We start from the raw sequence: 24,926 nt of genomic DNA, 5'->3' as shown, positions 1-24,926 counted from the left end.
TGTTATGTAGCTGACCCCAATCATCGCATCCGTTCAGAAAAGCTGCCAATCAGGAAAGCTGCACATCGCTTTTGTTTAGATCTATAAGAATGGCACTAGGATAAGGACGTTCGCACACCGCGAGTAGGATCGCTGTTCATTGTTGATCGCTCATTGGAGGAGCGCATAGACTATAAACAATGAACCACGGATTTGTCGTCTTAACTTAGTGCCATTTCACCACTTATAAAGAAACTACAGCGGACTTGCACTGTAGCTCCCTATCTTGTCGTTTCTCCTATGCAGAACAACCAGCTCGCTGCTGCTTTGTCAGGAAATTTGCAGGTTGTACCCAAAGCGTCTTCCATTGACACTTTGGAAAAACCTAAAGTCAGTGCCGAACTCCTCACAGAGTTGCATTGCATTGCTCGCCACCACTATCGCTTGCTGACGTTCGTCATGTTCTATGCAGTTGCAGCTAGTACCGCCTTCTTGCTTGCTAAGGCAATCGCAACCCCCTGGTGTTATGTCGCGTGTCTACCACTGTATCTGCTAGCGGCGGCTTCCCTACATGGAATTAGTCTATTTACTCATGAAGGGGTACATGGCGTACTCTCGAATCACCTACAGTGGAACCGGATCTTGAGCATCCTGTGTGCGTTGCCAGTGCTGCAAAACTTCTCAGCCTACAAAGTCCTGCACCTGAAGCATCATAAGCATCTTGGTATAGAAGGCGACCCAGATCACTACAAGAACTATACCCAATGGAATGGGTTGGTTTTTGCCATGCACTGGGGACGGTTACTGATTGGCTATCCGGTGTATATCATTGCCATTCCGATTCTGGGATTTCGACAGGGAAATGTAGTGGAGCGACTTGGGATTGCGATCGAGGTTGTCCTTCTTGGACTTATGGTAATCACAGTGCTACTATCGCCTGTTCCCACAGCCTTCCTGATTCATGGCTGGCTGCTCCCGATGCTGTTGATCAACACGATGGTCAACATTCGCGGCATGAGTCAACATACTCTGCTTGAGCGCGAATCGGATTTGATTCGGGGTACGCGCACCATCGTGACAAATCCCGTCACTCGATTCTTCATGTGTAACGAGAACTATCACCTGGAACACCACTTGTATCCAGCAGTGCCTTGGTATAACCTCCCGCGTTTGCATCAGGAACTCAAGGAAGAGCTGGTGTTGCAGGGCGCACCCTACATTCCGTCCTACTTCGCCTTCGTGCATGATTTTGTCATCGCCAGTTTTCGTCGGACTACAGTCGGTAGCGTCAAGCTGAAGGCTGAAGTGTAATTGGATGTTTATTTGTCTTTCGTCTAAATAAATTTAGGGGCTTCTCGACAATTACTTAAAGTACTTTCATCCTTACTCGCTACGCGGCTAGCGCACGCTACCGCTATCGCGGTAGCAACGTAGGGAGCGTCTGCTATCGCTATCGCTAACATCCTTCATACTTTTTGGTCACCACCGGTACCCGTTGAGAATAGACCACCTATGCAAGCACTAGAAGAGAAATCCGTTATAACGACAAAAATTTCAACCACTCCTGAACTGACTTGGGAAGAATTGGCTACAATGCCAACATTGGAAGCCGCCGTGTTGCGGGTAGCAGAAGTTTACGATTTCCATCACCATCCTTACCTGATTTGGATGCAAACTGATTCCACATCCCGCGAAGCCTTTTGTCAGAGCCAACTGCCATTTCGATTTGCGGTGGAGTCGTTTTCGCAGGCACTTGCGGCAGTGCTGGCGCGGATACCACTGATGGAGGCACGGCTACCGTTGGCAGAAAACGTAGCAGAGGAACATGGACATGGCGATCGCCTGCGTTCCCATAAGTATACGTTTGGTCAATATCTGCAATCGTTGGGTGCAACCGCCGCAGAACTGGAAACGCCCTGTATCACCCCAGTTCTAGCCTTCAACCAATCGATTCTGACCTACTGTCTATCCCAACCTGGAGAAGCCGGAGCCGCCTTGTTAGGTATCATTGAGTATCTTTATGTGGACATCAGTGCGGCGATCGCTCGTACCGTAAATCATCGGGGCTGGGTGGCTCCCGGTAGCCAATCTCACTACGCCGTGCATGAAAAACTCGATACCGAACACGCTAGAGATTTGCTGATGCTAGCAGCACCTACCTGGAATGAGCCGCGTTCCCGTACCCAGGTTGTGCAAGGACTCGTTCTCGGCGCACACTATTTTTGGAGCCTGTACCGTGATTTGTAGCCCTTTGTCTGAGATTGCCTTTTCCCAGGCACGGGAAGACCCCAGGATTGAGTTACGGGTCATCGAGCAGTTAAAGGAGCGACAGGGACATCCGTTGCGAGTCTTGCTGGTTGCCTCTGGGGGTTGTACGGCTCTGAGTTTGCTCGCTAGTCCAGCCGTGGCGCAGATTGAAGCGGTTGACCTGAACCTCGCCCAACTTCATTTAGTTGAGTTGCGACGACAAGCCTTGTTGCACTTGTCCCTAGATGAACAACTACGACTTATAGGAGCAGAGCTGAAGGCGAGTGAGACGGAGCGACTAAGGCTCTACGAACGAGTGCGCCTGCAACTTCCAGACACAACACAGGCATTTTGGGACGCACGGCAAGACCAAATCGCTTTTGGTGTGAATCGCGTGGGTCGCTTCGAGCAGCTGTTTCGGGAACTCTCCAGCCATTTTGCCACTATTGGGTTAGACCCACTTCGCTCTCCTACAACTGCCCTTCAGCCTCCTCGATGGCGAGATAGTTTTGAGACGGTATTCGAGCGCAGCAAACTGGCAGGAACATTTGGGGAAGCCGCCGTGAACTATTCGATGGATCGTAGTTTTGGGGAGCATTTCGCCGATGTATTTGCGATCGCCTTACAACAATTTGTTCCTACTGAAAATTACTTTGTCACTCAGGTATGGGGCGATTGCTATACCAGTGGAATGGATGGCGTTCCTATCTATCTGCAACAACCTGCCCAAACGTCCATTCACGCCTTGGGCACTGACCGACTGAGGCTACACCACGGTGCCTTTGCCGAGAAAATGCAGCAATTAGCCGAGTTTAGTAAGTTTGACCTGATCCAGTTTTCTAATATCTCCGACTGGATGCCCTTGTCTGCTCTGCATACCATGCTAACGAGTGCAGTACACAGCTTGAAGCCGGGTGGTGCCTTGATTGGACGACGACTTAATGGCGATCATCATCTGGCGTCGGTCATGGCTGACCATCTTCTGGTCGATGACTCACTCAGTACCCAATTGCTGGCATCTGATCGCTCCTTTTTCTACCGGGAAGTTGTAGTTGGGTTTCGCCATGAAATTTCATCGGCTCTCGCCTGAAGAACGCCTGCATTTTCAGCCTGGAATTGTAGCGATCGAGCAAACCGCTACTTATCCCCTCGGTAATGATTTTTTCCAGTTGGATCATGGGAGCGATTACTTTGCTTTTTTTGATCGCCTCGGTGAAGTGAACTACTACGTGGTTCTAGATGGCGATAGCGCCGATCGCGTTGCAGCAGTCGGAGCCGGTGTGCTGCGCCAGATTCCTTACTATCAGGGTGAGGTCGTTCGTCCGGCTTGGTATCTGTGCGATTTGAAAGTTCATCCCGATTACCAGCACCAATATCTATCCCTGCGACTCTTGCGCTATGCCCTCAATTCGGACATGCTCCGTTGCGCTCGAAGCTACACCATCTCCATGAATCCAGGCGTTAGCAAAGCCTCCTTGCAGGAGAATCGCAGCCCCAACCGCCTAGTCCGCATTTTAGAACGGTTCGCTCCAATAAAGTTTCGTTGCACAACCACGTTAGGAATATATAGCCTAAATGCAGAAGATATGCACGTTCTGACACCTCTGCTCGTTGAACATCGAGGCACAATTTCTTATCTGTCACTTCAGGGAGTGAAAGATTTGAGACTTCAGAGTACTAAGCAAATCTTGCCACTGCTGCATGTCCAGTGGGGAGCTACGGCGGACAAGGGCATTTCAGAGCCGTTATCAGGATATGTGCATATGTTTTGTGTGCCAGAGAACGACGATTTGGCATTGGCACTTGGCTCTCGAAGTATCTATCCGACGGCAAGCGCCAGCGTAGTTAGTCACGGCATGGATGAGAGCGATTGGCGCTTTATCCTAACCAGTGATATATAAACTACCGGCAGAGCGTACCCTCCCTATCGCTGAACCGAAAAAGCGATCGCATCCGAGCAGAAGCGACATTAATGTCGCCGTTCGCCCCGCAACTAACCTCTATTACTTTATAAATCGGGGAATTAAGCAGCGATTGAGTGGTTAATGCCTTTATTGGAACTCTCTTGTACCTTGTTGCGGACAAGACTTGCCATCTCTAACAGCTCACTCCAGCGCTTTTGCACTTGTTTCGGTGTAATTTTCAGTGCTTTAGCAATCTCAAAATCGCTCTTGCTCGCCCGTTTGAGTGATAACAACTGCTGTTGAAGGGAGTCAAGTTGAGCGACAAATGCCTCCCACTGCAGCTCGGAAAGTCCCAACTTTTGGTCAAGGTCTGCACCTAGCCATTGGTGTACCAGTTGCCAGTGAGACGAATGAGCGAACTTTTCCACATGGTATTTAAAACGCTGTTGCAGATAATCCCGCGAACGTGGTGTTAAACCCAAGATGTCGTCGATTTCTGGTGCACTCAAGTCTTGCAGCTTTAAAATTAAGTAATCCGCACAATCATTATGACCCTGAGACTCTAGGTATTGTACCAGCTCACCAATCACGCGCTCTCGCACAACCGCATCATGAGGGTCAATAGTATCAGCAACCAGACGCTCTCGTACCTGCTGCATCACAGGTGAGCGGTTTTGCATCTGGGCTTCTTCACCTTTGGCAAACTCAGTTACCTGTTCAATGTCCATGACTGTATCGCTAGGTTGGCGTTTGGCAAAGCTTTTGGCTCTGAGTACCAGTAATTGCACAGCACCATAACGGGTCATCACTCGTCGTTTGGCGTATGCAAGAGTGAACCCCATGTATTCAGCGAGTTCGATTCTTGTACGCGGGGTGTAGTTGTCAGCTAAGTCATTTTCCCGCCTAAAGGCTTTGAGGGAATCGGCGTAAAAGTCTTGCAAGAAGTCTTCAATTAACAGGTGTCGAGCGGCGAAGCTTAACTGCGCTCTTTCAGGTGCCACCTGACGATATATCATCACGCTGAGGTGGCTGTGCAGTTCCACACGACCTTGCTTTGAACCCAACTTATAGTACTCAATACACTTAGAGAGACGATGACGTGCCAAGGTTAACTCCCACGAACGAACGTCACCGCCGTTTTGGATGCGCTCACTCTTGGTACAAATCCGTTCGACTTCTACCACGATGCGGTTGATTACGAGAAGAGCGTTGCTGGGTAGGGAACCAAGCTGAAGTATCAGTTCTTCTTTTAATAGCTCACTCAACGCCATTGTGTCAGTAACAGTAGAATTTTCCGGAGCGTTGTCGGTTGAGAAAGAAGTTTGATGTAGGGAGTTGGTGGTGGTGGCGTTCACGGTAAAAGCTCGGCTCCTGGCTCGAATGACGGCGGTGATGACTCTTATAGAAGTTTGGTGTTGGGTTCACCTCCTTCCAGAGTCGTCAACAATTCGACTGTAAAGCGCAAGTGAGCGTCCGAGAGCTTGGCTTGTGCAGGCAAACCTTTATGGTTGTTTAACGGCTAATCGCCTTAGTTCGTTGACGGGAGTGTCGGCAACTCTTGAATGCATAGTGGAAAAGATTTGAGCGATTTTTAGGAGTCTGAGTAGAGGTCGGTGTGCTGAGTCAGTCAGGAGTGGACAATCCACAAATTGGACTGGATGAATCAGTTGGCTGTTTCATTTCAGCGGCATACCCCAAGGGAGATGAGTATTCCTTGAATTGCCGAGTACATTCACTACATTTGTCGTGAAGGTTTACCCCGTCAGTGAGAGATTTCATATTGGAGAGAGAACCCAATCCATTAGCTCACCCCTTGCTTTTTTGTAAATAGTCAGTTACATTTATTTACATAAACCCCTAACACACCAGGGCAACGAGGAAAACGACATGTTCACCACAGTTAACGAAGACGGTATCCTCAACAACTACGCTCCGAAAGTCGCTGTTTACACAGCCGAGTACCCAGCCGTATGGGAGCAGCGCCGCTACGCTCTACAAGGTGCGTTCGCTACTGTGTTCGTTGGCTTAATGATTGTGATTGCGTTTTCCGTTAGCTCTTTAGGCTAGTTCCTCCAGAGGGAAACCGCCTTGACAGCATTGTTCAATGAATTATTTTCAATCTCCCTCCTACCCCAGATAGTTACTGGGGTTTGTTTTTGAAGTCAATTCCAAAAAGCGTTTCTAAGGAGTACTTCAAGGAGTTTCCAATACCCTTCATTCAACAACAGCCGTTCACTGCACTTCTTCCTCGCGGCTTGGTCAGTGAAATGAGCGACAACCCCGCCTTTCAAGAATCCAAGACAGTCCGGGCTAGCGAACACTTGTACTATTTTCCCTAAACGCAGTAAACTGACTCTGTATCATTCGCTTCACTTAAAACCCGTGGTGCGCTCCTACAGAGTCTCGGCTAACCGAGTAGTTCCAACTACACAAGAAGATAAAAGAGCTTGGGCTTCCCAGATGTTTCAGCGGCAACCCGCTCTGCTGGAATTACCTCTGATTCTCGTCCCAGAGCCTCTTTTTGGGGAACCTGAAGAATTTATAAGACACTCGCCAGTTGTAGGAGCGGCATTAAACGAATGGATGGCAAAAGCCAAAGAAGAAGACTTGCGACTTTCAATTGAGCGACCATTGATTCCCACATCCGAGATATACATCCCTAACACTCCGATTGGAAGAAGATTTTTCAACATTGCCAAAGCCATCGGAGAAATTCCTTCTCTTGAAATCATCCCCACAAACCCGAATCAGGCTTACTGGCTCAAGACCCTGCATTACTACTGGCAGGCAAAGGGAGTACTTTTTGCTTATAAGCTTTTGGGAGTGATTGCCAACCCAATCGAAGAACAAGGAGTTCTCTGGCGTTACTTACCAGAAACGCTCCTCCTCGACCTGGACTTAGACACAAACATAGACTATTCTCACTTCAAATTGCTAGTTACGGGAGAGCCAGACATCAGAAACTGGGCAGCCGCACAAGGGATTCCCTACCGCTTCAATAACCCGATGGCACTCTTCCAGGAAACCCAAAAGCAGAGTTTTCTACTGCTTTGGCGAAGCGGTCCAATGAACTCAGAACTCAATTGGCCCTCTAATGCACAACAAAGAGACAACATCTCTGCCCGGATACGGCTTCTGCAAAAGAACCCTTGGCTCTCAGGCACTCGCCTGAGACCGCCTTACCGACAGATGGAACAAGACTATCTTGACTTTTTGAAGAATGCCGGCTGGTACGGTTACTGGCTGTTGGACTTGCGAGAGTGCTTTGACGAAGAGCAATTTGAGGAAACGCTTATCAGCCCTCTGTTCTTTGATTACATCAAGGCTTTGAAAGCTGCCAAAGAATTATATGTCTCGCAGTTCGAGTGGCGTGGGGGACAACCTTATAAAACAAGGGCAACTAACAAGGTGCAACGAGTTGAAGGAGTCATAGACCCACTCGGCTATATTCACTGGGCCTGGGCTTAATATTTCTTAACGTATTCAAAAAAACCGCTTGACCAACTGTTCGGGTTGGTAGTGTTTAGAGCAACAGGCAAATGTTGATAGATAGCTGTTGCTTTTGACCCGTTTGCTCCTCCAAAAAACACAATTAACTTGAGGATTTTTAAGACGCTAGTTCTTAAACAGAATCTCCAAAAAGTTAAGAACAATCACCTAACAAAAGAGAGATTTGTTGTGTCTTGTTCAAGAGTTTTTGCTGGGTATTTGTGCATCTCCACGCGGGAAAGGTGATGCACAAAAAGAGCTAAACTTATGTCAACAAATACCCAATACTTGAGGTTGAAATCATGAGACAACTAACCAAACCCGGCTTAAAACCAATGACCCAAGACCCTCTATCAAGTCCTAACCCGAAAATATCTGTTGCCTACGCACGGGTTTCTTCTCGGGAACAAGCGCTTAATTCTCATGCCCTTGAACAGCAAATCGCACGGCTGGAAAATGCGGGTGCTGATTTGGTTATTTATGATGTTCAAAGTGGAAAAAAAGATGATCGTTCTGGGCTAAACAGAATATTAGCGATGATTGAAAACGGTGAGATTTTTGAGGTGATAATCACTCGCATCGACCGTTTAGGCAGACGTATCCTAATCATCCGAAAATGCGTGGATGTCTTCCAAAATTACGAGGTCAATCTGCGGGTGTTAGATCAAGACATCGCTTTAGGTAATCCCGGTGGACAGCTCATGCTAAATCTCCTGGCGAGTTTGGCTGAGATGGAGGTGGCTCAACTATCTGAGCGGGTACACCACGGCAATCAGCACCGACGCAATAAACAGCTCGCTTGTTCTTGTCGGCCTTTTGCCTTTACCACGGTTGACGAGCGCTATGCTCTTGATCGTAGTCCGTTTCTTTGTCTGTTAGAGGAGCGTCCGGCTAACTATCAAGACCTTTATCAATTAGAGATGGAACAGTTACCAGGACTGTCTCCCGCACAACTTGGAGAAGACTGTATACGCATTTTTTTGGAAACTCAAAGCGTTAGTAAAGCCGTTCGCGGCATTACTAACAAATATGGTATCCAACGCTCTAGAAGTAAGAAGAACGGTAATGACAAAATCTTCCACTGGACTCCGCGTGGTCTACAACGTTGGTTAACTAATCCTGTTCTTTCGGGACATACGGCTTACAAAAAGCGACGGACGTTACCTGATGGGAGACGGCAAACCTTGCCACCGGAGCAGTGGCAGATTGTGCGGGATACGCATCCCCTAGACCGCTTAGTTACGCCGGAACAGGCGGCGCAGATTCATCAAATCCTTGAATACAATGCCCATCATGTTGGTGCAGCTTTCTTCACGGCGGATTTAGAGAGCGAAGATAACTTCCGAGAGTTTTCCTACCTCCGGGGTTTAGTTTTTTGTGCTGAATGTGGAGCCAAAGCGATTACCAAAACCAAGTACTCCAAGGATGGACAGAAAACCTACCACTACTACGCCTGCCGCCACGCGCGGAAAGGATGTAACAACTTGAAGGGTACTCGTAAACACCTGATTGAGGAGGAACTGAGCAAATACTTTTTGCGGCAGTCTCAGGTAATTATTGTTGAACCAAATGACACGTCCCAAGTCGTTCCTAAACCTACAGAGAAACTCAAGCAACTGGAGGCAGATTTAGCCAACTTGGAAAAAATGCAGATGCATTCTCCCGATTTAGAGCGTCTCAAGGAAAATCTCCGCCAACAAATTCAGGACGAGCTAAATCCCTTTTCCCAGCGTTCTTTGGAGCGTAAGACCGCTCAAGAAATTATCCAAGCCGGAAATAATTTAGCGATTTGGAATCTGCTTGGTGCTGATGAAAGGATGGCGGTGATCCCCCGGTTGGTCGGGCGCATTACGGTGGCTAACGGACTTGTCAAATCCATTGAGTTAAAAGCTTAGGTCTGGAGGAGCATCCAATGATTAAATCGACTTTCGATCTATTTAAGCTGCGGGCGGAAGTGGCTCTTCAGCAAGTGCTGGTTGAACAGGGACATCAACCAAGGGTTTACGGACGGGAATGCCCTTTTTGTCATTCTACTGATTTCGTTAAGCACTCTTTGGAAAAAGGCAAACAGCGCTATCGTTGTCGTTCCTGCAAGCGTCGATTCAATGAACGTCCTGTGTTTGAGTGTGATTGTTCGGTGGTCGGGCAAGCTCTCAAGTGTCAGGATTGTCCGCAGTTTCTGTCTATTATGGAAGCGGCTAAGCAACGGGTTAAGGAATTAGCTGATTGCACCCTTGAAGAACTGCAAGTTGTATTGCAACAACCGCCTCAACCGAAATGACCAATTTCAAGGGGAGCAAGTTATACCAAGTTGCTACTACCACGGCATAGGAAGCTTGCTCGCCAGCGACACCCATGCCCCACCAGCGATACCCGACACCCGGTCAAAACCCTTGGCTGGGGGTTTTGGTTTTAAGGGAGTGTGTAACGCTAGCGCCTTGTGATGAGGCAGGACGAGATGAAAGTGATTAGGCAACTTAAGCTAGAAGTCACATAGCTGACCCGCCTCACTCCAGCAACCGTTGTTGGCTAATCTTGCTGGTCGCTTGCACATGGTGATACTCACTGGGAAAGAAGTGATAAAGCCAGTTGCTAACCCAAACTAACTCTTCCTTGGAAAACTTCCCCCCATTCTCACGCGGAAGCGCCGATAAGTCCTCTTTAGTTTTGCCGGCTCGGTACGCTTCACGGATGGCAAAAGCTCGCTTTTGGCTGGAGCGAAGATTATCAGACTTGGGATTTGGGTAAGGCTTCTTCACTTGGTGATACTCTAACCAGCTCTCCAACTCATCAGTAGCCGCTGCGGTGGCTATGTTAGGAACCGCTGACCGTTCAGTTGAGGGGGCACTTAGGGAAGCTTGAGTGTCGGGAACCACTTCTTGAGGTATCTCCACCCCAGTTTTTGCGATTTCCACCCCAGTTCCACCGCAGTTCTCCACCCCAAAAAAGCTTGATTCTTGGGCATCGCACCCCACCCACCCCAGGTTTTGCGGGGTCATACTCTTTTCAAGAATATTTTCAAGAAGTTTTTGCTCCACATCGCCAGGGTCGGGTGTGGAATTTTCCAATTTTTCAAACCCATGTAATAAATTGGGGTGGGTGGGGTGGAAGTCTTGATTTTCCGTTGTTTGTTGGGGTGGCGATTGGGGTGGAATTGGGGTGGGGTGGGGTGAAATTGGGGTGGGAGATTCCGGGACACTATCCCCGCCATCATCGCCACCGTTACCGCCAAAACTGAGACCTTGGAGAGCCTGAAGTGTTTTCTTGCCGCTCTCATGCGGTACAGTTACTAACTTAGTTTTCGGGAAGATAGCCCGGAAGCGAGCAATCACCTGATTCACTGCCTTAACATTGCGATCGCAATGCTTGCTCTGCTCTGCCCAAATCGCCCTCTCTTTGCCGTTGCTGCCTGACTCATAGGTGAGAGTGCCGTTTTCCAGATACCATTGCTCTAAGCGTGTCCAGATGTCACTAGCCGTTAGCACGCTGACTGGGTCATAGTTCAAGCCAGTGTCCTTGCAGAACTGGAAGAGGTGGGAGTTTTCCACCTGAATATCTTCTAAAGCTTTCTCGGTGCAACTGTAGTCGATACCTTCGGCCATCAGTCGTTGCAGTGCTTCCAAGACGCGATTCAAGAACGCGGGTAGAACTTCCGAACAAAGGAACTCTGGGTCATCCTTGAAGCGAGGGTCAGCCTCAATCTCGCCCTTGGTGGGGTCAGCCCCAATCTTAAAAGTCTTGTTGGCGTAGATAACAGCATAGCGACCGGAAATCGCCTCTAAGGTGCCCTGTAGATTGGGCGTATCATTGATGTTGTAACAGCCTATAGCGTTGGGTTTGAAAGGTTCTGCATCTTTACCTTTGCGCTCACTATCAAGCGTGTCTCCGGTGATGAAAGCCTTAAGACTTTGAATCTTGTCAAGCCGTGCTGTACTGGCATTTTCGCTTGCCCAGTTCACCCGCGAGTGCCGCAGTCGCGCCAGTGGAAACTTGCGACCTTCATCGTAAGCGGCAAAGTCTGACAGGGTGCAGCCGGTCATCCCCTGGTGTCCGTACATGGCTGAGACCGCCTCTCTCAGGGTATCCTTACCGTTGGAGCCGTGACCCCGGAAAAGCAAGGCTCGTACCAAACGCCCTTTGTACTTTCTCACCGTCTCTAAGTCGAGAGATGCAGCAATTGTCTTGAGGAAGATATCTCTTTGAGGTGCGTCTAAGACTTCTAAAAGGCGATCGCTTGCTTTGGAATCAGCTTTAGGATTGTAGGTGACGAGGGGCTTATAAATGTAATAAAAATCTGGGTCGTGTTCGACGAGTTCCCAGCTAGGAGTTGAGCGATTCCAGTGGATGTGCAAAACTCCATTGGTACAGTTGATGCCGGGAGGATTTACGAGGTCTGGGTCAACAGACAGCCGCATCTTGACCCACTCTAGTGCTTCTTTTACCTTAGAAGGTTTAGCGTAGGGAAACTTGAGTTCTCCTTGTTTGTCGATGACTGGGTAAGTATTGCAAAAGTCAGCCAGCCGTTTAATTTCTACAGCATCTTTACTGAGCTTGTAGTAAGTGCCTGTCCAGGCATACAACCGGTTGTCCACACAGATCCAGGGCTTGTCTCCATAGAGAGAGAAGAGAGTTCGCTGGGTAAATTCTTCAACTGGGTCGAAGCTATCTGGTGTTGTGACATTTTTGCTTTCTACACCCCACTCAGTTTTTCGTTTTTTGCTGTCCTCATCCCGTCTCGATTCAAAGGAACTTTGGATGTGCGCCGGACACTTGGCTTTAAATGTCGCTAAAGATAGCCGACGAATCTTCTTCCAGCAGCTCTCTTCACCGCCTCGGTGTAAAGCAGCGGGATTGCAGCTAACAATGTCAATGGTTTTGAGAATACGCTCAACCCGCTCACTATCAATCCCTAGCTGCCCGCCTGCATAATGTGCTAAATCTTCCGGTGTACCAGTAATCGGGATGTCGTTGTCTTTTCCCCAGTTCTGCCAGCCGTACCACTCATTTAAGGCTGTTGCTAATGCCTCGGAGCGATCGCCTGTTGGACAGCTCCCTTTTAAAATCTCGCGGCTGGTGGTGTTACCCAATTCCTCAAGGGGAATGTTGCCAGGAACGTAGGAAAGTAGAGGCTGTGGAGTAACGCCCTGGTGCTGGCGTTTGGTCGAAGTGCTGTAAATACCGATAGATTCCAAGCTTTCCACTTCCGCTGGTAGCACACGATTGATTGATTGATACGGATTCCCAGATGGTCCAACTGTTGGTGCTAGTACGGTAAAGCGTCCTTCTCCTAATGCCTCACCGATATGCTTGCCACCGGGTTGTAAGGCAAAGTTGGTAAAGCTTGGCTTTTCCTTAACCCGAACACCAACCCGCCAGCCGCCTGAGTGTGAGCGCTCCAAGAAAGTGTTGGCAAGAGTTGGATTCTGCAATACCTCAGTCACAGCCTGAGTGCAGTCGTCCTCACTGGGGAACTTCTTAACATCAAAGTCGAGCCAGATAGTATCGTTCCAGCCGCCTAATGTTCCGATGCCATTGAGGGGATTGGCGAACCACGTTTCTATTTCCTGTGGTGTAGGCAAACGCTTCTGATACGGTCGATGGTTCACCAGGTGAGGTCTACCACTGCTGTCTAAATAACTGGGATTTTTCCCAGTGAAAGCCGGGATAGGATTATTTTGCTTGTCCTGTTTGATATTGCCGTCTTTGTCGCGTGCTGGGTACTGATCAGCGGGTTGTGCCGGTGCTACTGGTAGAACCGGAAAATTGTTTGTCTTTAGCCAGTTAAGGACTTCTTGCAAGTCCTTAACTGTCTGCACACTCTCTTTGTCTTCTTCTGTGCAAAGAGAAGCCTCGTCTGAGCTGGAGTAGTTCTGTTTAATTGGTGTAGTTACCATGATTGATGCCCTTTATGTGGTGTAAGGCACTCAAGTCATGAAAAATTCCTCAAACTTTTTACCGATTTGGTAAAAAAATTAGCTAGCCTTGATCTGCAAATGTATGTGGTTTCCCAAGCGAACAATTTCTTTCTTGTTCTTTCTGCCTGGGGGAACTCTGGCTAGCTAGGTACATGGGTTAGAGATTTCACGCTTGGGTGCCATTTTCTTGAAATTTGGCATAGAAGTCCCATCCCATTCGTGCTAATATTTTTATTGGCAACACAATGGGTTGTGAGCAGCAGGTTGGTGTTTCAAGTTGGTCGCTTGCCGGACACCATTCTGAAGGGAAACTCACGTACAGTTTTTTATTCACTTGTTACTTCCTATTTGGTTGTATCAAGACCCCCTAGATTAAATAGCTACTGGAATTCTACAATAAAACCGCCTGAAATCTATCAGATTTCAGGCGGTTTTATTGTTGACCACTCACCCATAACCATTAGAGGGTATAGATGAATCGTTATCAGCGTTTTTTTGCTGATAGATAGGGAAGATTCACGTATGTGCAGAACTTTATTTCCTTAATTTCATTGCTTATCAGATTTACTAAAATTCATAGGAATCTCTTGAAGCTTTCTACTTAAAGCATCAATAAAAAGTTTTTCAATAAATTTTAAGTTAATTATTGGAAGGTATTGAAGAAACCTTTGCTGGAAGCGTAACGGAAATACTTTCAATCTCGCCATCACTGAAGTATTTTCAAGTATATACACTGCTTAAAACGTTCAATAGAAAGGCTTTTGGAGGATTAGTTTTAGATTGAAGTAATTACCCATTGTTGTTAACGATGGAGTTTAGGCAAAATCAGTCTTAATTTCACTTCCAGTGAAATCCAAGGATTTCTTCTACAGAGGTTTCAGCGCTTGTTTGAGCAGGAGACTTGAGATTGTTGAAGGGGTACCAACCTCACGGTGGCATACGCCTGGTTTCTCTGTCACTCGTCACCTCCTTTCTTCCCCCTGCCTTTGCTGCTGCTGGTGCCAGCGGTGGGAGGTTTGTTTTGGGGAATCATTCCTCTCGCCGTCAACGCTTCCTTAACCAATATTGCTGTCATCTGGCTTTGAGAGCGTTGCTCTGCCTCGGCAAGGTCTTTAACAAGCTCATATAGGTCATCTGATAGAACGACATTCACCCGTCCGCTCATGCTTTCGTCTGTGTTCATTAATTACCTCATGATACGCCGTGTGCTTTCAATGCTGCTTGACACACAATGTGAAATCTGTGTCATTATGTGAGACTTGTGTTATGTTAACAGACATAGCCCAGAAACACCCAGTAACTACCAACCAGAGGATAGATAGGTTGAGTCAGGTTACTTGAAACGAAAGGCTTCTGACCGCTAAAAACGCCCTTAAACGCAATCGCAACAAAGGTCTTAGGGCACTTGAAACAAAACTGAGGTAAATTCAATATGATTGCAGCCCAGCCGAAACAGGCTGAATTTGACCAAAGAACACCAATTCTGGCTGTAGGAGTCGATAACGGGCACGGACTTCTCAAAGTGGCTCTAGATGCCGATTCCAGGCAAGTGAAAGTGCGCTGCCCTTCCAAGTTCAAGGAACTCCGAGAAGATTTACTGGACTATCCCACGTCAAAGTACGGTAGTACGTTCTACTACCGAGATGGGGATGCTAAGGAATTGATGGGTCGCGAGTTCAAGACGGGAGAGGTGGCATACACCACTGACCCTTATGGACACACCAAGCTCAGTGATAAGGCAGAGTACAAGATTGAGTATGCATTGCACAGCATTTTAGGAGCATTGGGTACTCTACCTTACCGCCAGGTGTGGAACCTGTATCTAGTCGCCAGCATCCACAATTCAAAGCTTTTTGGAAAGCGGCTCACCGAAGTACTAGAAGGTACTCACGTTGTCAACTTCAACGGCAAAGGTTCCCCCCAATCAATCATCAAGCTTCATGTGGGGCTGGTTCCTCCAGAAGGGGCTGGCAGTTACGTTTACTGTCGCCACCAGAATTTAATCGACCCGACAAAAATCGCGATCGCTCTTGACTTTGGAACTGGCACGATTATTCCTACCGTGTTTGCTCCAGGTGGCTCGATTGAGTATCGGGAAGTTTTAAGCGTGGGTGGTTGTGTTGACCTGTTGGATGCAATCGCCCGCGTGCGGGAACTCCAGATTTATGAAGGCGGCAAGCTGGGGGACATTGAACTGATTCGCCAAGGCATTGAGAACAGAAGCTTCCTTTATGGGAATAGCGGCATTAGCTTTCGGGAGACATACCAGCACGAGTTAATGCCCTGGCTCAAAGACCGTTTCAGTTTGGCGCTTAAGGCGGTGTCGCCTTGGCGGAAGTTAGCAGGCAGTTTCGTTGTCTGGGGTGGAGGGGCACAACTCCCAGGCGTTGCTGCTGCTGTTGAGAAGTACGGTTTTACTGCCGTAGCCGATGGGAGCTGGGCAAATGCTTTAGGGCTTCAACGCCTTGCACAAAGCCGTTTAGAGAGGAGTAAATAATCATGGCAGAGAATACACGAGTTCGATTAGAGCCGGACCTTGAAAGTTACCTCAAGACCCAAGCTGAGCGGGTCTTGGGTAAGTCAGGAGAGAAACTAACAGGGGCTGAGCTAACCACCTTGACCAATCGAGTGCTTTACGAACACAAGATGGCTCAGTCGATGGCACGTCAGGTGCCTTTGGCAAAACTCTTTAACTGGCTCATGGGATTAGTTCCTGGTAGTGGCAGCAAGGTAGTGGCATTACAAACATCGAATGATGCACCCGCCTTGCAACCATCCAGGGCTGAAACCTTGGACTTTGAGGCAGACTTTGCCAGCCAATTTGAACTTGATATGGAAGATGCAGCCTAACAATGCTTAAATTCTTCCAAAAACTCAAGGAACGATGGGAAATCGAACAGGCTACCCGAAAAACGATTGAGATTTATAAAACCGGGACTGCCGAAGAACGTCAACAAATCGAGGATTTACTCTGGGAAGTCGGCAGACAAAAGAATGACATGGCCCAGGCAGAGGCAGTGGTTAAATCGCTCAGACAAATACTTTAAGTCGTTCAAATCAAAGGAAGCACAAGTGACTCCAGAAACATCATTAACCTTGCAAATCCTGCTGGGCATTGATGAAACCGCAATTCAAGAGTGGTTTTTGATTGTCAAAAGAGCTTACCCCCAGATGGAAGGTGAGTTTTACCCTCGATTTCTCGGTATAGCGATGGGAGGTCTGAAAACTGCCTATGAATCCGGCTGGACGGCAGAACAGTGGATTGCTAATACCCACAGAATCAATGGAATCGCTTGAACAGATGATTGCACCAGAAAACGACATTTACCAGGATGACTGGACTCAACGACTGAAAGAAAATCCATCTGACCCCCTGGAAGATATCCGGCAGGAACATGAAGGATTTCTCTCGGAATTGGAAGGATTAGCTGTGGAAGCAATCGCAACTAACGACTGGAGTGACGTTTACGACCACATTAATTTCAATGCACCTCAATTGGAAGTCAGCACCAAAAGTTTGTCCGGCTCCGGTGCTGACTCATCCCAAACGACCGAAGTAAACGAACGTAAGGACTAATCACTAATGGTAAAACCACTTGGCTACTATGTCGGGGGACTCCCCGGCACACAAGATGAGTACATTCTGGCGGAAATTGAGTCACGATACGGTGCCCAACTACAAGCCCTGACCAATGACGACCGAGCCGCTTGCATCATCATGCTCATGGAGTCTGCGACTGATACTCCTCAAGCCATCGTGCAGGACAGTTTTGATGAAGACGGAAACGGCTGGGGACTGTGGTGCTTAACGCAAAACTTAACCCCTAGCTCCAAGCTCAATCTCTGCGTTGCCCTAATCAATCAGATAGTTTTGGGGGGTTGACATGAACGCAGATGAAATCCAAGCCTCGATGCAACAACAGCTTGAAGCGGCTGGAGTGCCAACTAATCAAGCCCGTGATGCTGCCGATGTACTAGCCCGTCAAAACGTTGGAGAACTTCCTTTCCCTTTGCCTCCAGAACAACAGCGCATTGTATCGAGTGCCTACGAGTGGTTCAAGGCAAAGCAGCAATGAAAGACCTCATTCACGAATGCATTCTCACAGCTCAAAACCCGCTGGCTCATCTGGCCCGAAATCCCAAAGCACCGAACCTACTCAAAGCAGCAGCACAAAAGGCTTTTGTTGAGTTAGGTTGCATCAGATTCCACGTCAAGTAGTTAATGCGAGGAGCAACTCATGTATAGCCCAACCCAGTATTGCAATGCCGAAGCTGTCCACGGTTTGGTCGCAAGATACGGCACATTTTTAGAGACTATGCCGCTACAAGACAAACTCTTTCTGCGAGCGTCATTAAGCCTTTATCAATACCAGCGCTTCCGGGTTGAGGAAAACGAGCAGGAAAGCATTTTCCCTCCCAAACGCACTCTTGATGAAGCGATTGAGGCAATTGAACCCGATAGTTGGAACCTCATCCCTGCAACGGTTGACTGGCTTATCAAGTTTGTCATCGATGAGGAACAGGGTGAGCGCACCGACAACTTCGAGGCTTTCCTCAAAGCAATGAACGACGCAATCGGGCAGTACCTCTGATGAAGTTGTCAGGACGTTACTCATTTGGCTTAGGTGCTGGTGTGTCGGGGTTCCTGTTGTTGATACTAATCAACGCCTTCACGATTCCTGATTCCTTGAAACAAGCCTCCGACAAAGACCTTTACCGTACCCAAGCCGAACTTGAAAAAGCTAAAGCCGAATCTGCCAAAAAAGCGGCTGATGCTTATTCCAAAAACGGCATTGCCAACTTTGAGCAATTAATCATCAGCAACTACACCCTCAGTAACCAGCCACCACAAATTGACTGGAATCACACAGTAGACCCAACAAAAAAGACGTTGATTTTCGACAAGAACCGACTGTGCATTGGATATGCCCAACAAGGACGCTTTTACTTCACCAAATACTATCAAGGAGTTTGCAATGGCTAGATTTTCCAGTTCTCCCAAAACAGTCGATAGTCCCGGTGATACCGGAACATACGATGGTTATGCTAGTAACGCCAAACCAAAACCGAGTAACGACTTCTACGACATCCTTGGCAAAATCATTGACTTTGGCGTGAAGATTGTCGGAGTCATCATCTACATTCCAGCTCGAATCCTCGATAATTTTGTCGATCACAATAAAGCTGGCGTTAAAGTGTTAGCCGCCGCTATTTTCATGGTTGGTATAGCCATGTCCTCAGACAGTTTCTTCCAAGCTTTTGGAGGTCAGCCATTGTTCCCATTCTGGGAGGATAGCTGGATTGGTATTGGCTGGCTCTGGATTTGGACAAAAATCAATTTCTGGGCGGCTGTTGTTGTCGCTTTAGCCGTGATGTGGATTGAGTCGAAGGCGATTCGTGGCAAAAAGCCAGAGCAAGCGAAGTCGGCTTATGAAGAAATAAAGCACCATACTGTGCCAGAGAAAAACAAGGGTGCCATCGACCTAGTAGAAGCCCGACGATTGGATTACAAGAGAGCTGGTATGGGTGAGCGTTCAATCCTGGGGTTGTTCATCTTAGTCGTAGTCGTTGCAGATATCCTTGCCACTTTTGTAATGAGCCGCAATCCGTGGGGACAGCCAGTACTGACTTTCATTGGAATGTTTCTCTACAACTTTGTTTCACTGGTTGCAGGTGAAGCGGGTTATGTCCTCTGGTGTGAGGCTGACCGCAAATAGCCCCCAAGAGTAGTAAATCAGTGCCCTGTCCTAGCAATTAGGGCAGGGCATTTTTTCAAGGAGATGCAAGACACATGAATAGCAATTTAGCCCTAGCACCTGATTACGATCCAACAGAATTTGCCCCATTGCACCTATTAGAGCAAGGTGACGTGGATATCTGGGTGAGAAGGCGTGGAGTATTTCTGCTGGATAAGAGTAAGGAAACAGCCAAGGAATGTGAGGCAGGAAAGCTCGCCTGCGCCATCACAGTGGGAGCTTCAGTCGTAATGAGTGCCAATCCCTTAGCCTGGTTGCCCCTTACCATTGGAGCGGTCGGCTATATTTACACGGTCTTCCAGGAATTCCAGGACACTGGCTCAGTTCGCCTAATCCCAATGTACCGAGGGAAGTTGGGTGACATTCTCAAAGTGATGGAAGGAGGTATTGCGGCTGAGCGTCATCCTTTGGAAGACCAGATGGAGTACTTGAGTGAGGCTGAGAAGGATGAGGTGCTACTGCTTAACTACCGCTTTGGTGAAGTAGTCAGTATCTTAGGTTCAGCACCTCCCAAAGTGCGGTTTGATCTGTACCGTCATCTGTGTGACCAGTTCCATGCTCGGAGAGACTTACTCTCTGGTGATGAAGTGAAGCATTACATCACGGCAGCGGTGTCTCCAGAACGTCGAACAGCAATGCCGGAGCAGTCACACCCAGTAATTGAGCAGAGAGAGCCAAAAGCGATTCCCTCTGGGACAGCTTCGCTTAACGCGCCTCAACCTACTGATCAGATACCACTCAACCCGCTGGCTAGTCCCGTCAATCCACCGCACGTCAGCTTAACATCAGGTCAGGCAGGGCTTGAAATGTTGCAATCTCTTGCTGTTTCCCGACGCTCAACTCTCCTGATTGGTGATACCGGATCGGGTAAGTCAGTCACTCAAGCTTATATCTTGAGCCAGCTGTTCGAGCTTCACCCTGACGCAGAAGTGTTTGTTCTATCTCAGAAAGCAGATTCTTTCTGCGGTCTAGCTGAAAAAGGACGGGTAATTCTCTTTGACCCTACCGAACCCGGACACGCGCTCATCCTGATCAACAACATCTGGAGTGTTTATGACACACGGCGTAGGCTCCCAGAGTCAGAGCGTCCGGCATTGTCCCCGGTACGGTTGATTCTTGCTGATTGGCTCAGTATCAATCAGGCACTTGAAGAGTTGAAGTCAGATGAGTGGGTCAAGAGTTCCAAGTACCTCTCAAAGCTCGCAGACATCATCTACAACGGCAGAGAGCTAAATGTTTGTCTGCTGGTTGACCTACAGAGTTACAACCTAGCCGCTGTGGGGCTGAAAGCCGACCGGAATAGTCGGAAGAACTTTAACCTGATCGGGCTAGGGAACTACTCCATTGACGAGCTGGGGATGGTCAATGAGAGTTACGGTGTTTTAACCAACCTGATAAGCGATCGCTACATTGTGGCTGACGAATCAGACCGCATTGCCCTCAGTGCCACTTTCAAACAACTCCAACCCATCAGTAAGAAAAACTGCCGTCCTCTAATCTTCAGTAGTCTAGCCTCTGCACAGTTGGCACTGCTGCCTGACTTGAGGAAGTACAAGGCGAGTAGTATTGCTGCTGCAAAAAAGCCTTTGACCGTGAGTGAGCCAGCCGTCGAAACACAATCGGAAGCGATTCCCGATGAGACAGTTTCGCTTGACGCACCAACTGAACCAATCAATGAATTAAAAGTATCTGACAGTTTGGCAGAACCCTTAAAGACTATTTGGTTATTTGCAAAAAAGAAAAATGACTGGATTACTGTTCGCAACGTGTATGACCAAAAGTTCAAGGTTTTGGAAGGCAAAAAAGTAGAACAAATTCACCAGTACTTAGGACTACTTGCTGATACTGGATTGGGTGAAATTGATGAGGAGGGTAAGTCTCACTCGTCTGTGGGGTTCCGAGCGTATTAAACTGTGGAGAGTTGTGGGGTGACGGAAAATCAGGCATCCCACGACCCCACAACCTACCCCACGACCCACATACACAGATTTAACCCACAGCCCCACGGGTTTGCCCCACAGCTCACCTCACAAAATTCTGAGCGCAAATATAGAGACGATTATTAGGAGAAAAAACTGGATTTGCTACTTTCAGAACTTGCATAATCTGGCTGGTGTTATGGATAGCACCTAGCAAAAACAATGCCTCAATATCTACCCATTAGACATCGAGGCATTGTTTTTTTCAGGGCATCGCCCGAGCATCGAAACGAAAGTTGATTGCTATTGGTTTTGGAGGTTTGCTTTAATGGTGGTTATTGTAGACCGGGAGGCGTTTGACCGGGGAGCGTTTAAGGCGCAAGGGGAGTTTACCCGAATTAACAAAGCGTTCGATGGAAAGCTTGAAGAAATTCTTGTAGAAATTAACAATAGCCTTTGGTCAAGTGCTGGCTGAAGGTTTTGTGATTTTTGATCATCTATGCAGTCATATGAAGATTAGCAAATCTTTAAAAAAGCAATTGCAAATATATCTGCAAGAGCGTGCCGAGCAAGACGAAAAAGCTAAAGAGTTACTGGAGATACTCAAAAAAACTCATGGCAATTCCCAGAATTGGTTTAACTGGGTAATCTTGAAGCTTACCAGTCTGCTTGGACTGCTTTATCTGGGGGCAATCACCTTTCACATGATAGACCGAGGTGTTGAGCAAGGAGATATTATCTTATTTGCAATTATCTTATTGTTCAACTCCAGTATTTTTGAGAAACTCCAAGAATTAGAAATTGGGAAAGACGGGATATCAGTCAAGGTGCTTCAGGAAGAGGTTGAAGCTGTAAAAGAGCGTGTGGATACCCAGAAAGCTAATATTGAAGCTCAAGGAGGAGCAATTCAGCATCTAGCAAAGGCTTCGGATTATACCAATCGCAAATTTGTTGAAAACATAGTTAGCGAAGATGAACTAAGGCACTTAACTCGATTGTATGAAGCTGAAAAAGACGACAAAGAGTGTTCTTTCCGTAAAAAGTACGAATTTGAAGTGGAGTTGAGGCGTCTACGCACTTTAGGATTGATTGAAAATCAACCGGGAAAGAGCCTTGCAAAAATGCCAGAAACAGTAGATTTAAGAGATTATATAAAAACAACACAAAGGGGGAGAGATTATATTGAATTAAGAAAAAGTTTAGGGGGAGATAACTCTAAAAGTACAAGTACAGCTACCGCCCCGAATTAAAAGATACTTTTACCAAGCGCGTTTCAATGGAACTGCAATCTCTAGGTTCTATACGCCAATATAAATTCCAAGTAGTAAAAGAACTACACTAAACACCAAGCCCGCTTTAAGTTTGCCTTTAGGTGTCACTCCGGAATCAACTATTGCATCTTTAGGACGGCCCGGCTGACGTAACTAGCTAGGTTCCTCTGAGACTTTAACGACCAGTTTTCCCTTCTTGTTGCCGTCGAAAAGTTTTAGGATTGCTTTCGGTGCATTTTCCAAGCCCTCGATCACCTCCAGAGCATATTTAATTTTTCCCTGATTGAGCCACTGTCCAAGGTCGCTTATCGCTTCAGACCATCGGGGAAAATAATCGAGGATAATAAACCCCTGCACGCGAGCACGCTTCATCAGAATCTGGCTGTAATTATAAGGGCCGGGAACAGGCTCTGTTGCATTATAAGTTGAGATTAAACCGCATAGAGGAATGCGTACATGTAGATTAATCTTGGTCAGCACGGCATCAAGAATAGAACCACCAACATTATCGAAATAAACATCAATTCCATTGGGACAGGCTTGAGCGATCGCGTTTTCTAAGTCAACGATTTTATAGTTAATCGCTGCATCAAACCCAAGTTCTTCAACAAGCCAGCGGCATTTCTCATCAGAGCCAGTTATACCCACCACACGACAGCCCTTAATCTTGGCAATTTGTCCAACAATGGAACCAACTGCTCCGGCTGCCGCTGACACGACCACAGTCTCTCCAACTTTTGGCTGTCCAATATCCAAAAGCCCAAAATAAGCCGTGCACCCCGTAGCTCCCAGCGGTCCCATAAATGCCGTAAGCGGAGAGGGCAAAGGGTCAGGTAGTCGCGTGACAGAAAAGCCACTGTTCCCTTCAGCAAGTGCATAATCTTGCCAACCCAGCAGACCCGAAACCAGATCTCCCTGTTTAAAATAGGGATTCTTAGACTCTTCAACCACACCGAGAATAATACCGCGCATGACTTCTCCCATTTCAACGGGAGGCATATACTGCTCCTGGTCGCTCATCCAAATGCGATTGGTCGGGTCTAGCGAAAGATAGATAGTCCGTACCAGAACCTCACCCTCTTTAGGGCTGGGGATTGGTTCTTCCCGATACTCAAAATCGCTTTCCTTGATGTCACCAACAGGACGAGATGCCAAGCGAAACTGCCGATTTATCCCTGTTTTCATCGCTTTATCCTTGGTAGTTCTATAAATGTTAGCGGCTTGGCTTTAAAAGGTGAGACCCAATTCCCTTTCAATAGCTTTAGTTGTTTAAGCTGGTATCGGCGCTTGAACATTGTTTGGTTTTGGGGTGTGAGTAGCAGTCGAACAAAAATGTACGGTAAGGACTACTTCCTGTGATAACGATAAAAGTCGTTATCAGTTGCTCAAGTGTAGTAACAAAATTGTTACTACGCTAATGCCCTTTAAGCGGAGTCTTAAGGCTTAGTTTTAGCAACGGAAAAATTTTGGTCGTTAAGGCTGAAAAGTCTACAAATTAAGGCTTGTTTGGGTGTCCTGATTCCCAATTCTACGTTCGCTAGTACGTGTTCAACTGTCCCAATTTGAGCCATTAATGGGACAGTTGCCATCCCAAACAACAATTTTTCGCCATTACAGACCTCCAGGCAGTGAGCGGTCAGACATCAAAAATGGGACAGTTCCTTTTGACTCCTCACTAACGACCAAAATTTTTCCATTGTTAAGACTAAGCCCTTAAGAAATATTCTTGATAAGGGTCTGATGCCTACAATGTCCCAAAAAGATAGAAAGCTAGGGTTTTAGTGACATAGGTAAAGTGACGAGTTGTTGGTACAGATTTTCAGCGGGAAAGGGCTAGTCAAGAGCCAGGTGGAGACAGTATCAAAAAAGGGTCGTTTTAGGATGCGCCGATAACCAGCAACTGGGAAGATGATGCCAGATAAGGTTGTTTTTTAGATTACACCTGACCAGCTATTTAACCTCTTTTTGCAACATGGTCTTAGGAAATGCCATAGTTTTATCTGATATGACTGTACGAAACTAATGTCTGATAATGATAAAAGCTCGATTGGGCTGGCTGAGTTTATTCAACAGGTTAAACAAGACCTTCTCTCTGTGGCACCTAGTAAGGATAAGGATGCTCCCTTCCTGTTTGTTGAGTCTGTAGAACTGGAACTACAGGTGAGTGTAAAGCGGACTAGCAAGGCTGGGGCAAAGGGGGGTATCAAAATTAATGTACTGGGAACAGGTGCAGAGGCAGGAGTCGATGCGGCTGGCGAATTGGGTCGAGATGATGTTCATAAAGTGAAAGTGAAACTGTCTCCACTCTTCGATAAGGAACGTCTGATGGAGTTTTACCAGACGCTGCATTCGGATAAAGTGCCAACGACGGTGAAGAGCAGTTTAGAGGGACTCCTCAAAGGTGATGAGGAGAGCAACCTGATTGACGATCTGGGGGGCTAATGCG

At 47.4% G+C, this 24,926-nt stretch carries 27 protein-coding genes; 22 read left to right on the top strand and 5 right to left on the bottom strand.

The window, feature by feature from the left end; genetic code table 11:
- The first annotated feature begins 279 nt into the window (after positions 1 to 279).
- The 4 genes from AC5JL3_RS12060 (at position 280) to AC5JL3_RS12045 (ending at position 4,127) form a co-directional block, all read left to right on the top strand.
- The gene (locus AC5JL3_RS12060; RefSeq protein WP_496074720.1) at positions 280 to 1,290 is read left to right on the top strand and encodes a fatty acid desaturase family protein; all 1,011 of its coding nucleotides are present in this window, start codon (positions 280 to 282) and stop codon (positions 1,288 to 1,290) included.
- Positions 1,291 to 1,491: 201 nt separating this feature from the next.
- Positions 1,492 to 2,226, top strand: coding sequence for an iron-containing redox enzyme family protein (locus AC5JL3_RS12055; protein ID WP_496074719.1), 735 nt, complete (start codon positions 1,492 to 1,494; stop codon positions 2,224 to 2,226).
- Positions 2,216 to 3,316, top strand: a complete 1,101-nt coding sequence (locus tag AC5JL3_RS12050) for a DUF3419 family protein (RefSeq protein WP_496074718.1) — start codon at positions 2,216 to 2,218, stop codon at positions 3,314 to 3,316. The genes AC5JL3_RS12055 and AC5JL3_RS12050 overlap by 11 nt, the downstream gene beginning before the upstream one ends.
- Entirely contained in the window at positions 3,291 to 4,127 is an 837-nt protein-coding gene (locus AC5JL3_RS12045) for a hypothetical protein (RefSeq protein WP_496074717.1), read from the top strand. Before AC5JL3_RS12050 ends, AC5JL3_RS12045 begins: the two co-directional genes overlap by 26 nt.
- Before the next feature lie 122 nt (positions 4,128 to 4,249).
- Here the strand turns inward: AC5JL3_RS12045 and AC5JL3_RS12040 are convergent, their stop codons facing one another.
- Positions 4,250 to 5,485 carry a hypothetical protein gene (locus AC5JL3_RS12040; protein ID WP_496074716.1) on the bottom strand — a complete coding sequence of 412 codons (1,236 nt, stop codon included), beginning with the start codon at positions 5,483 to 5,485 and terminating at the stop codon, positions 4,250 to 4,252.
- Positions 5,486 to 6,017: 532 nt separating this feature from the next.
- Here AC5JL3_RS12040 and psb34 point away from each other — a divergent pair.
- From psb34 to AC5JL3_RS12020, 4 genes are all read left to right on the top strand, one after another.
- Positions 6,018 to 6,197: a photosystem II assembly protein Psb34 gene (gene psb34, locus AC5JL3_RS12035; RefSeq protein WP_496074715.1), complete on the top strand. Its 180-nt coding sequence runs from the start codon at positions 6,018 to 6,020 to the stop codon at positions 6,195 to 6,197.
- 315 nt (positions 6,198 to 6,512) lie between these two features.
- Positions 6,513 to 7,598 (top strand): hypothetical protein, encoded by a 1,086-nt coding sequence (locus AC5JL3_RS12030; protein ID WP_496074714.1) that lies wholly within the window; start codon positions 6,513 to 6,515, stop codon positions 7,596 to 7,598.
- Between the two features lie 323 nt (positions 7,599 to 7,921).
- On the top strand, positions 7,922 to 9,514 hold the full coding sequence (gene xisF / locus AC5JL3_RS12025; RefSeq protein WP_496074713.1) for a fdxN element excision recombinase XisF: 1,593 nt from the start codon (positions 7,922 to 7,924) through the stop codon (positions 9,512 to 9,514).
- 17 nt (positions 9,515 to 9,531) lie between these two features.
- The gene (locus tag AC5JL3_RS12020) at positions 9,532 to 9,900 is read left to right on the top strand and encodes a transposase (protein WP_496074712.1); all 369 of its coding nucleotides are present in this window, start codon (positions 9,532 to 9,534) and stop codon (positions 9,898 to 9,900) included.
- A gap of 226 nt (positions 9,901 to 10,126) precedes the next feature.
- Here AC5JL3_RS12020 and AC5JL3_RS12015 read toward each other — a convergent pair whose 3' ends face one another.
- The 3 genes from AC5JL3_RS12015 to AC5JL3_RS12005 form a co-directional block, all read right to left on the bottom strand.
- Positions 10,127 to 13,513: a DUF5906 domain-containing protein gene (locus tag AC5JL3_RS12015; protein WP_496074711.1), complete on the bottom strand. Its 3,387-nt coding sequence runs from the start codon at positions 13,511 to 13,513 to the stop codon at positions 10,127 to 10,129.
- A gap of 187 nt (positions 13,514 to 13,700) precedes the next feature.
- Complete coding sequence (locus AC5JL3_RS12010; protein ID WP_192216699.1) at positions 13,701 to 13,868, bottom strand: hypothetical protein; 168 nt, start codon at positions 13,866 to 13,868, stop codon at positions 13,701 to 13,703.
- A 621-nt stretch (positions 13,869 to 14,489) separates the two neighbouring features.
- A complete protein-coding gene (locus tag AC5JL3_RS12005; RefSeq protein WP_192216698.1) occupies positions 14,490 to 14,717 on the bottom strand; it encodes a ribbon-helix-helix domain-containing protein in 228 nt (75 codons plus the stop codon).
- A 249-nt stretch (positions 14,718 to 14,966) separates the two neighbouring features.
- Here AC5JL3_RS12005 and AC5JL3_RS12000 point away from each other — a divergent pair, with 249 nt between their 5' ends.
- The 13 genes from AC5JL3_RS12000 (at position 14,967) to AC5JL3_RS11940 (ending at position 22,459) form a co-directional block, all read left to right on the top strand.
- Positions 14,967 to 16,031: a ParM/StbA family protein gene (locus AC5JL3_RS12000; RefSeq protein ID WP_496074710.1), complete on the top strand. Its 1,065-nt coding sequence runs from the start codon at positions 14,967 to 14,969 to the stop codon at positions 16,029 to 16,031.
- A 2-nt stretch (positions 16,032 to 16,033) separates the two neighbouring features.
- Positions 16,034 to 16,384, top strand: a complete 351-nt coding sequence (locus tag AC5JL3_RS11995; protein ID WP_496074709.1) for a hypothetical protein — start codon at positions 16,034 to 16,036, stop codon at positions 16,382 to 16,384.
- Between the two features lie 2 nt (positions 16,385 to 16,386).
- Entirely contained in the window at positions 16,387 to 16,581 is a 195-nt protein-coding gene (locus AC5JL3_RS11990) for a hypothetical protein (protein ID WP_496074708.1), read from the top strand.
- A 25-nt stretch (positions 16,582 to 16,606) separates the two neighbouring features.
- Entirely contained in the window at positions 16,607 to 16,831 is a 225-nt protein-coding gene (locus AC5JL3_RS11985) for a hypothetical protein (protein ID WP_496074707.1), read from the top strand.
- Positions 16,818 to 17,111: a hypothetical protein gene (locus AC5JL3_RS11980; RefSeq protein WP_496074706.1), complete on the top strand. Its 294-nt coding sequence runs from the start codon at positions 16,818 to 16,820 to the stop codon at positions 17,109 to 17,111. The genes AC5JL3_RS11985 and AC5JL3_RS11980 overlap by 14 nt, the downstream gene beginning before the upstream one ends.
- A 6-nt stretch (positions 17,112 to 17,117) precedes the next feature.
- Positions 17,118 to 17,417, top strand: coding sequence for a hypothetical protein (locus AC5JL3_RS11975; protein ID WP_496074705.1), 300 nt, complete (start codon positions 17,118 to 17,120; stop codon positions 17,415 to 17,417).
- A gap of 1 nt (position 17,418) precedes the next feature.
- Positions 17,419 to 17,610, top strand: coding sequence for a hypothetical protein (locus AC5JL3_RS11970; RefSeq protein WP_496074704.1), 192 nt, complete (start codon positions 17,419 to 17,421; stop codon positions 17,608 to 17,610).
- A 162-nt stretch (positions 17,611 to 17,772) separates the two neighbouring features.
- Positions 17,773 to 18,126 carry a hypothetical protein gene (locus AC5JL3_RS11965; RefSeq protein ID WP_496074703.1) on the top strand — a complete coding sequence of 118 codons (354 nt, stop codon included), beginning with the start codon at positions 17,773 to 17,775 and terminating at the stop codon, positions 18,124 to 18,126.
- Positions 18,126 to 18,518 carry a hypothetical protein gene (locus AC5JL3_RS11960; protein ID WP_496074702.1) on the top strand — a complete coding sequence of 131 codons (393 nt, stop codon included), beginning with the start codon at positions 18,126 to 18,128 and terminating at the stop codon, positions 18,516 to 18,518. The genes AC5JL3_RS11965 and AC5JL3_RS11960 overlap by 1 nt, the downstream gene beginning before the upstream one ends.
- Complete coding sequence (locus AC5JL3_RS11955; RefSeq protein ID WP_496074701.1) at positions 18,511 to 19,251, top strand: hypothetical protein; 741 nt, start codon at positions 18,511 to 18,513, stop codon at positions 19,249 to 19,251. Before AC5JL3_RS11960 ends, AC5JL3_RS11955 begins: the two co-directional genes overlap by 8 nt.
- A 74-nt stretch (positions 19,252 to 19,325) precedes the next feature.
- Entirely contained in the window at positions 19,326 to 21,200 is a 1,875-nt protein-coding gene (locus AC5JL3_RS11950; RefSeq protein ID WP_496074700.1) for a hypothetical protein, read from the top strand.
- 337 nt (positions 21,201 to 21,537) lie between these two features.
- Positions 21,538 to 21,684: a type I restriction-modification enzyme R subunit C-terminal domain-containing protein gene (locus AC5JL3_RS11945; protein ID WP_192216685.1), complete on the top strand. Its 147-nt coding sequence runs from the start codon at positions 21,538 to 21,540 to the stop codon at positions 21,682 to 21,684.
- Entirely contained in the window at positions 21,674 to 22,459 is a 786-nt protein-coding gene (locus tag AC5JL3_RS11940) for a hypothetical protein (protein WP_496074699.1), read from the top strand. Before AC5JL3_RS11945 ends, AC5JL3_RS11940 begins: the two co-directional genes overlap by 11 nt.
- Positions 22,460 to 22,633: 174 nt before the next feature.
- Here the strand turns inward: AC5JL3_RS11940 and AC5JL3_RS11935 are convergent, their stop codons facing one another.
- Entirely contained in the window at positions 22,634 to 23,665 is a 1,032-nt protein-coding gene (locus tag AC5JL3_RS11935; RefSeq protein WP_496074698.1) for an NADP-dependent oxidoreductase, read from the bottom strand.
- A gap of 837 nt (positions 23,666 to 24,502) precedes the next feature.
- Here AC5JL3_RS11935 and AC5JL3_RS11930 point away from each other — a divergent pair.
- Positions 24,503 to 24,922, top strand: coding sequence for a trypco2 family protein (locus AC5JL3_RS11930; RefSeq protein WP_496074697.1), 420 nt, complete (start codon positions 24,503 to 24,505; stop codon positions 24,920 to 24,922).
- The last annotated feature ends 4 nt before the right edge of the window (positions 24,923 to 24,926 follow it).

It is taken from the genome of Symplocastrum torsivum, from assembly GCF_059505465.1.
This window is presented reverse-complemented; position numbering and strand designations above follow the sequence as displayed.

What these genes read in the sequence shown, in the direction of transcription:
- AC5JL3_RS11980 (WP_496074706.1), top strand. Translation starts at nt 16,818, where the DNA reads ATGGAATCGCTTGAACAGATGATTGCACCAGAAAACGACATTTACCAG.
- AC5JL3_RS11960 (WP_496074702.1), top strand. Translation starts at nt 18,126, where the DNA reads ATGAAGTTGTCAGGACGTTACTCATTTGGCTTAGGTGCTGGTGTGTCG.
- AC5JL3_RS12045 (WP_496074717.1), top strand. Translation starts at nt 3,291, where the DNA reads ATGAAATTTCATCGGCTCTCGCCTGAAGAACGCCTGCATTTTCAGCCT.
- AC5JL3_RS11970 (WP_496074704.1), top strand. Translation starts at nt 17,419, where the DNA reads ATGAACGCAGATGAAATCCAAGCCTCGATGCAACAACAGCTTGAAGCG.
- AC5JL3_RS12055 (WP_496074719.1), top strand. Translation starts at nt 1,492, where the DNA reads ATGCAAGCACTAGAAGAGAAATCCGTTATAACGACAAAAATTTCAACC.
- AC5JL3_RS12020 (WP_496074712.1), top strand. Translation starts at nt 9,532, where the DNA reads ATGATTAAATCGACTTTCGATCTATTTAAGCTGCGGGCGGAAGTGGCT.
- xisF (WP_496074713.1), top strand. Translation starts at nt 7,922, where the DNA reads ATGAGACAACTAACCAAACCCGGCTTAAAACCAATGACCCAAGACCCT.
- AC5JL3_RS12015 (WP_496074711.1), bottom strand. Translation starts at nt 13,513, where the DNA reads ATGGTAACTACACCAATTAAACAGAACTACTCCAGCTCAGACGAGGCT.
- AC5JL3_RS11930 (WP_496074697.1), top strand. Translation starts at nt 24,503, where the DNA reads ATGTCTGATAATGATAAAAGCTCGATTGGGCTGGCTGAGTTTATTCAA.
- AC5JL3_RS11975 (WP_496074705.1), top strand. Translation starts at nt 17,118, where the DNA reads ATGGTAAAACCACTTGGCTACTATGTCGGGGGACTCCCCGGCACACAA.
- AC5JL3_RS11955 (WP_496074701.1), top strand. Translation starts at nt 18,511, where the DNA reads ATGGCTAGATTTTCCAGTTCTCCCAAAACAGTCGATAGTCCCGGTGAT.
- AC5JL3_RS11945 (WP_192216685.1), top strand. Translation starts at nt 21,538, where the DNA reads ATGGTGGTTATTGTAGACCGGGAGGCGTTTGACCGGGGAGCGTTTAAG.
- AC5JL3_RS12060 (WP_496074720.1), top strand. Translation starts at nt 280, where the DNA reads ATGCAGAACAACCAGCTCGCTGCTGCTTTGTCAGGAAATTTGCAGGTT.
- psb34 (WP_496074715.1), top strand. Translation starts at nt 6,018, where the DNA reads ATGTTCACCACAGTTAACGAAGACGGTATCCTCAACAACTACGCTCCG.
- AC5JL3_RS11965 (WP_496074703.1), top strand. Translation starts at nt 17,773, where the DNA reads ATGTATAGCCCAACCCAGTATTGCAATGCCGAAGCTGTCCACGGTTTG.
- AC5JL3_RS12005 (WP_192216698.1), bottom strand. Translation starts at nt 14,717, where the DNA reads ATGAACACAGACGAAAGCATGAGCGGACGGGTGAATGTCGTTCTATCA.
- AC5JL3_RS12000 (WP_496074710.1), top strand. Translation starts at nt 14,967, where the DNA reads ATGATTGCAGCCCAGCCGAAACAGGCTGAATTTGACCAAAGAACACCA.
- AC5JL3_RS11935 (WP_496074698.1), bottom strand. Translation starts at nt 23,665, where the DNA reads ATGAAAACAGGGATAAATCGGCAGTTTCGCTTGGCATCTCGTCCTGTT.
- AC5JL3_RS11990 (WP_496074708.1), top strand. Translation starts at nt 16,387, where the DNA reads ATGCTTAAATTCTTCCAAAAACTCAAGGAACGATGGGAAATCGAACAG.
- AC5JL3_RS11950 (WP_496074700.1), top strand. Translation starts at nt 19,326, where the DNA reads ATGAATAGCAATTTAGCCCTAGCACCTGATTACGATCCAACAGAATTT.
- AC5JL3_RS11995 (WP_496074709.1), top strand. Translation starts at nt 16,034, where the DNA reads ATGGCAGAGAATACACGAGTTCGATTAGAGCCGGACCTTGAAAGTTAC.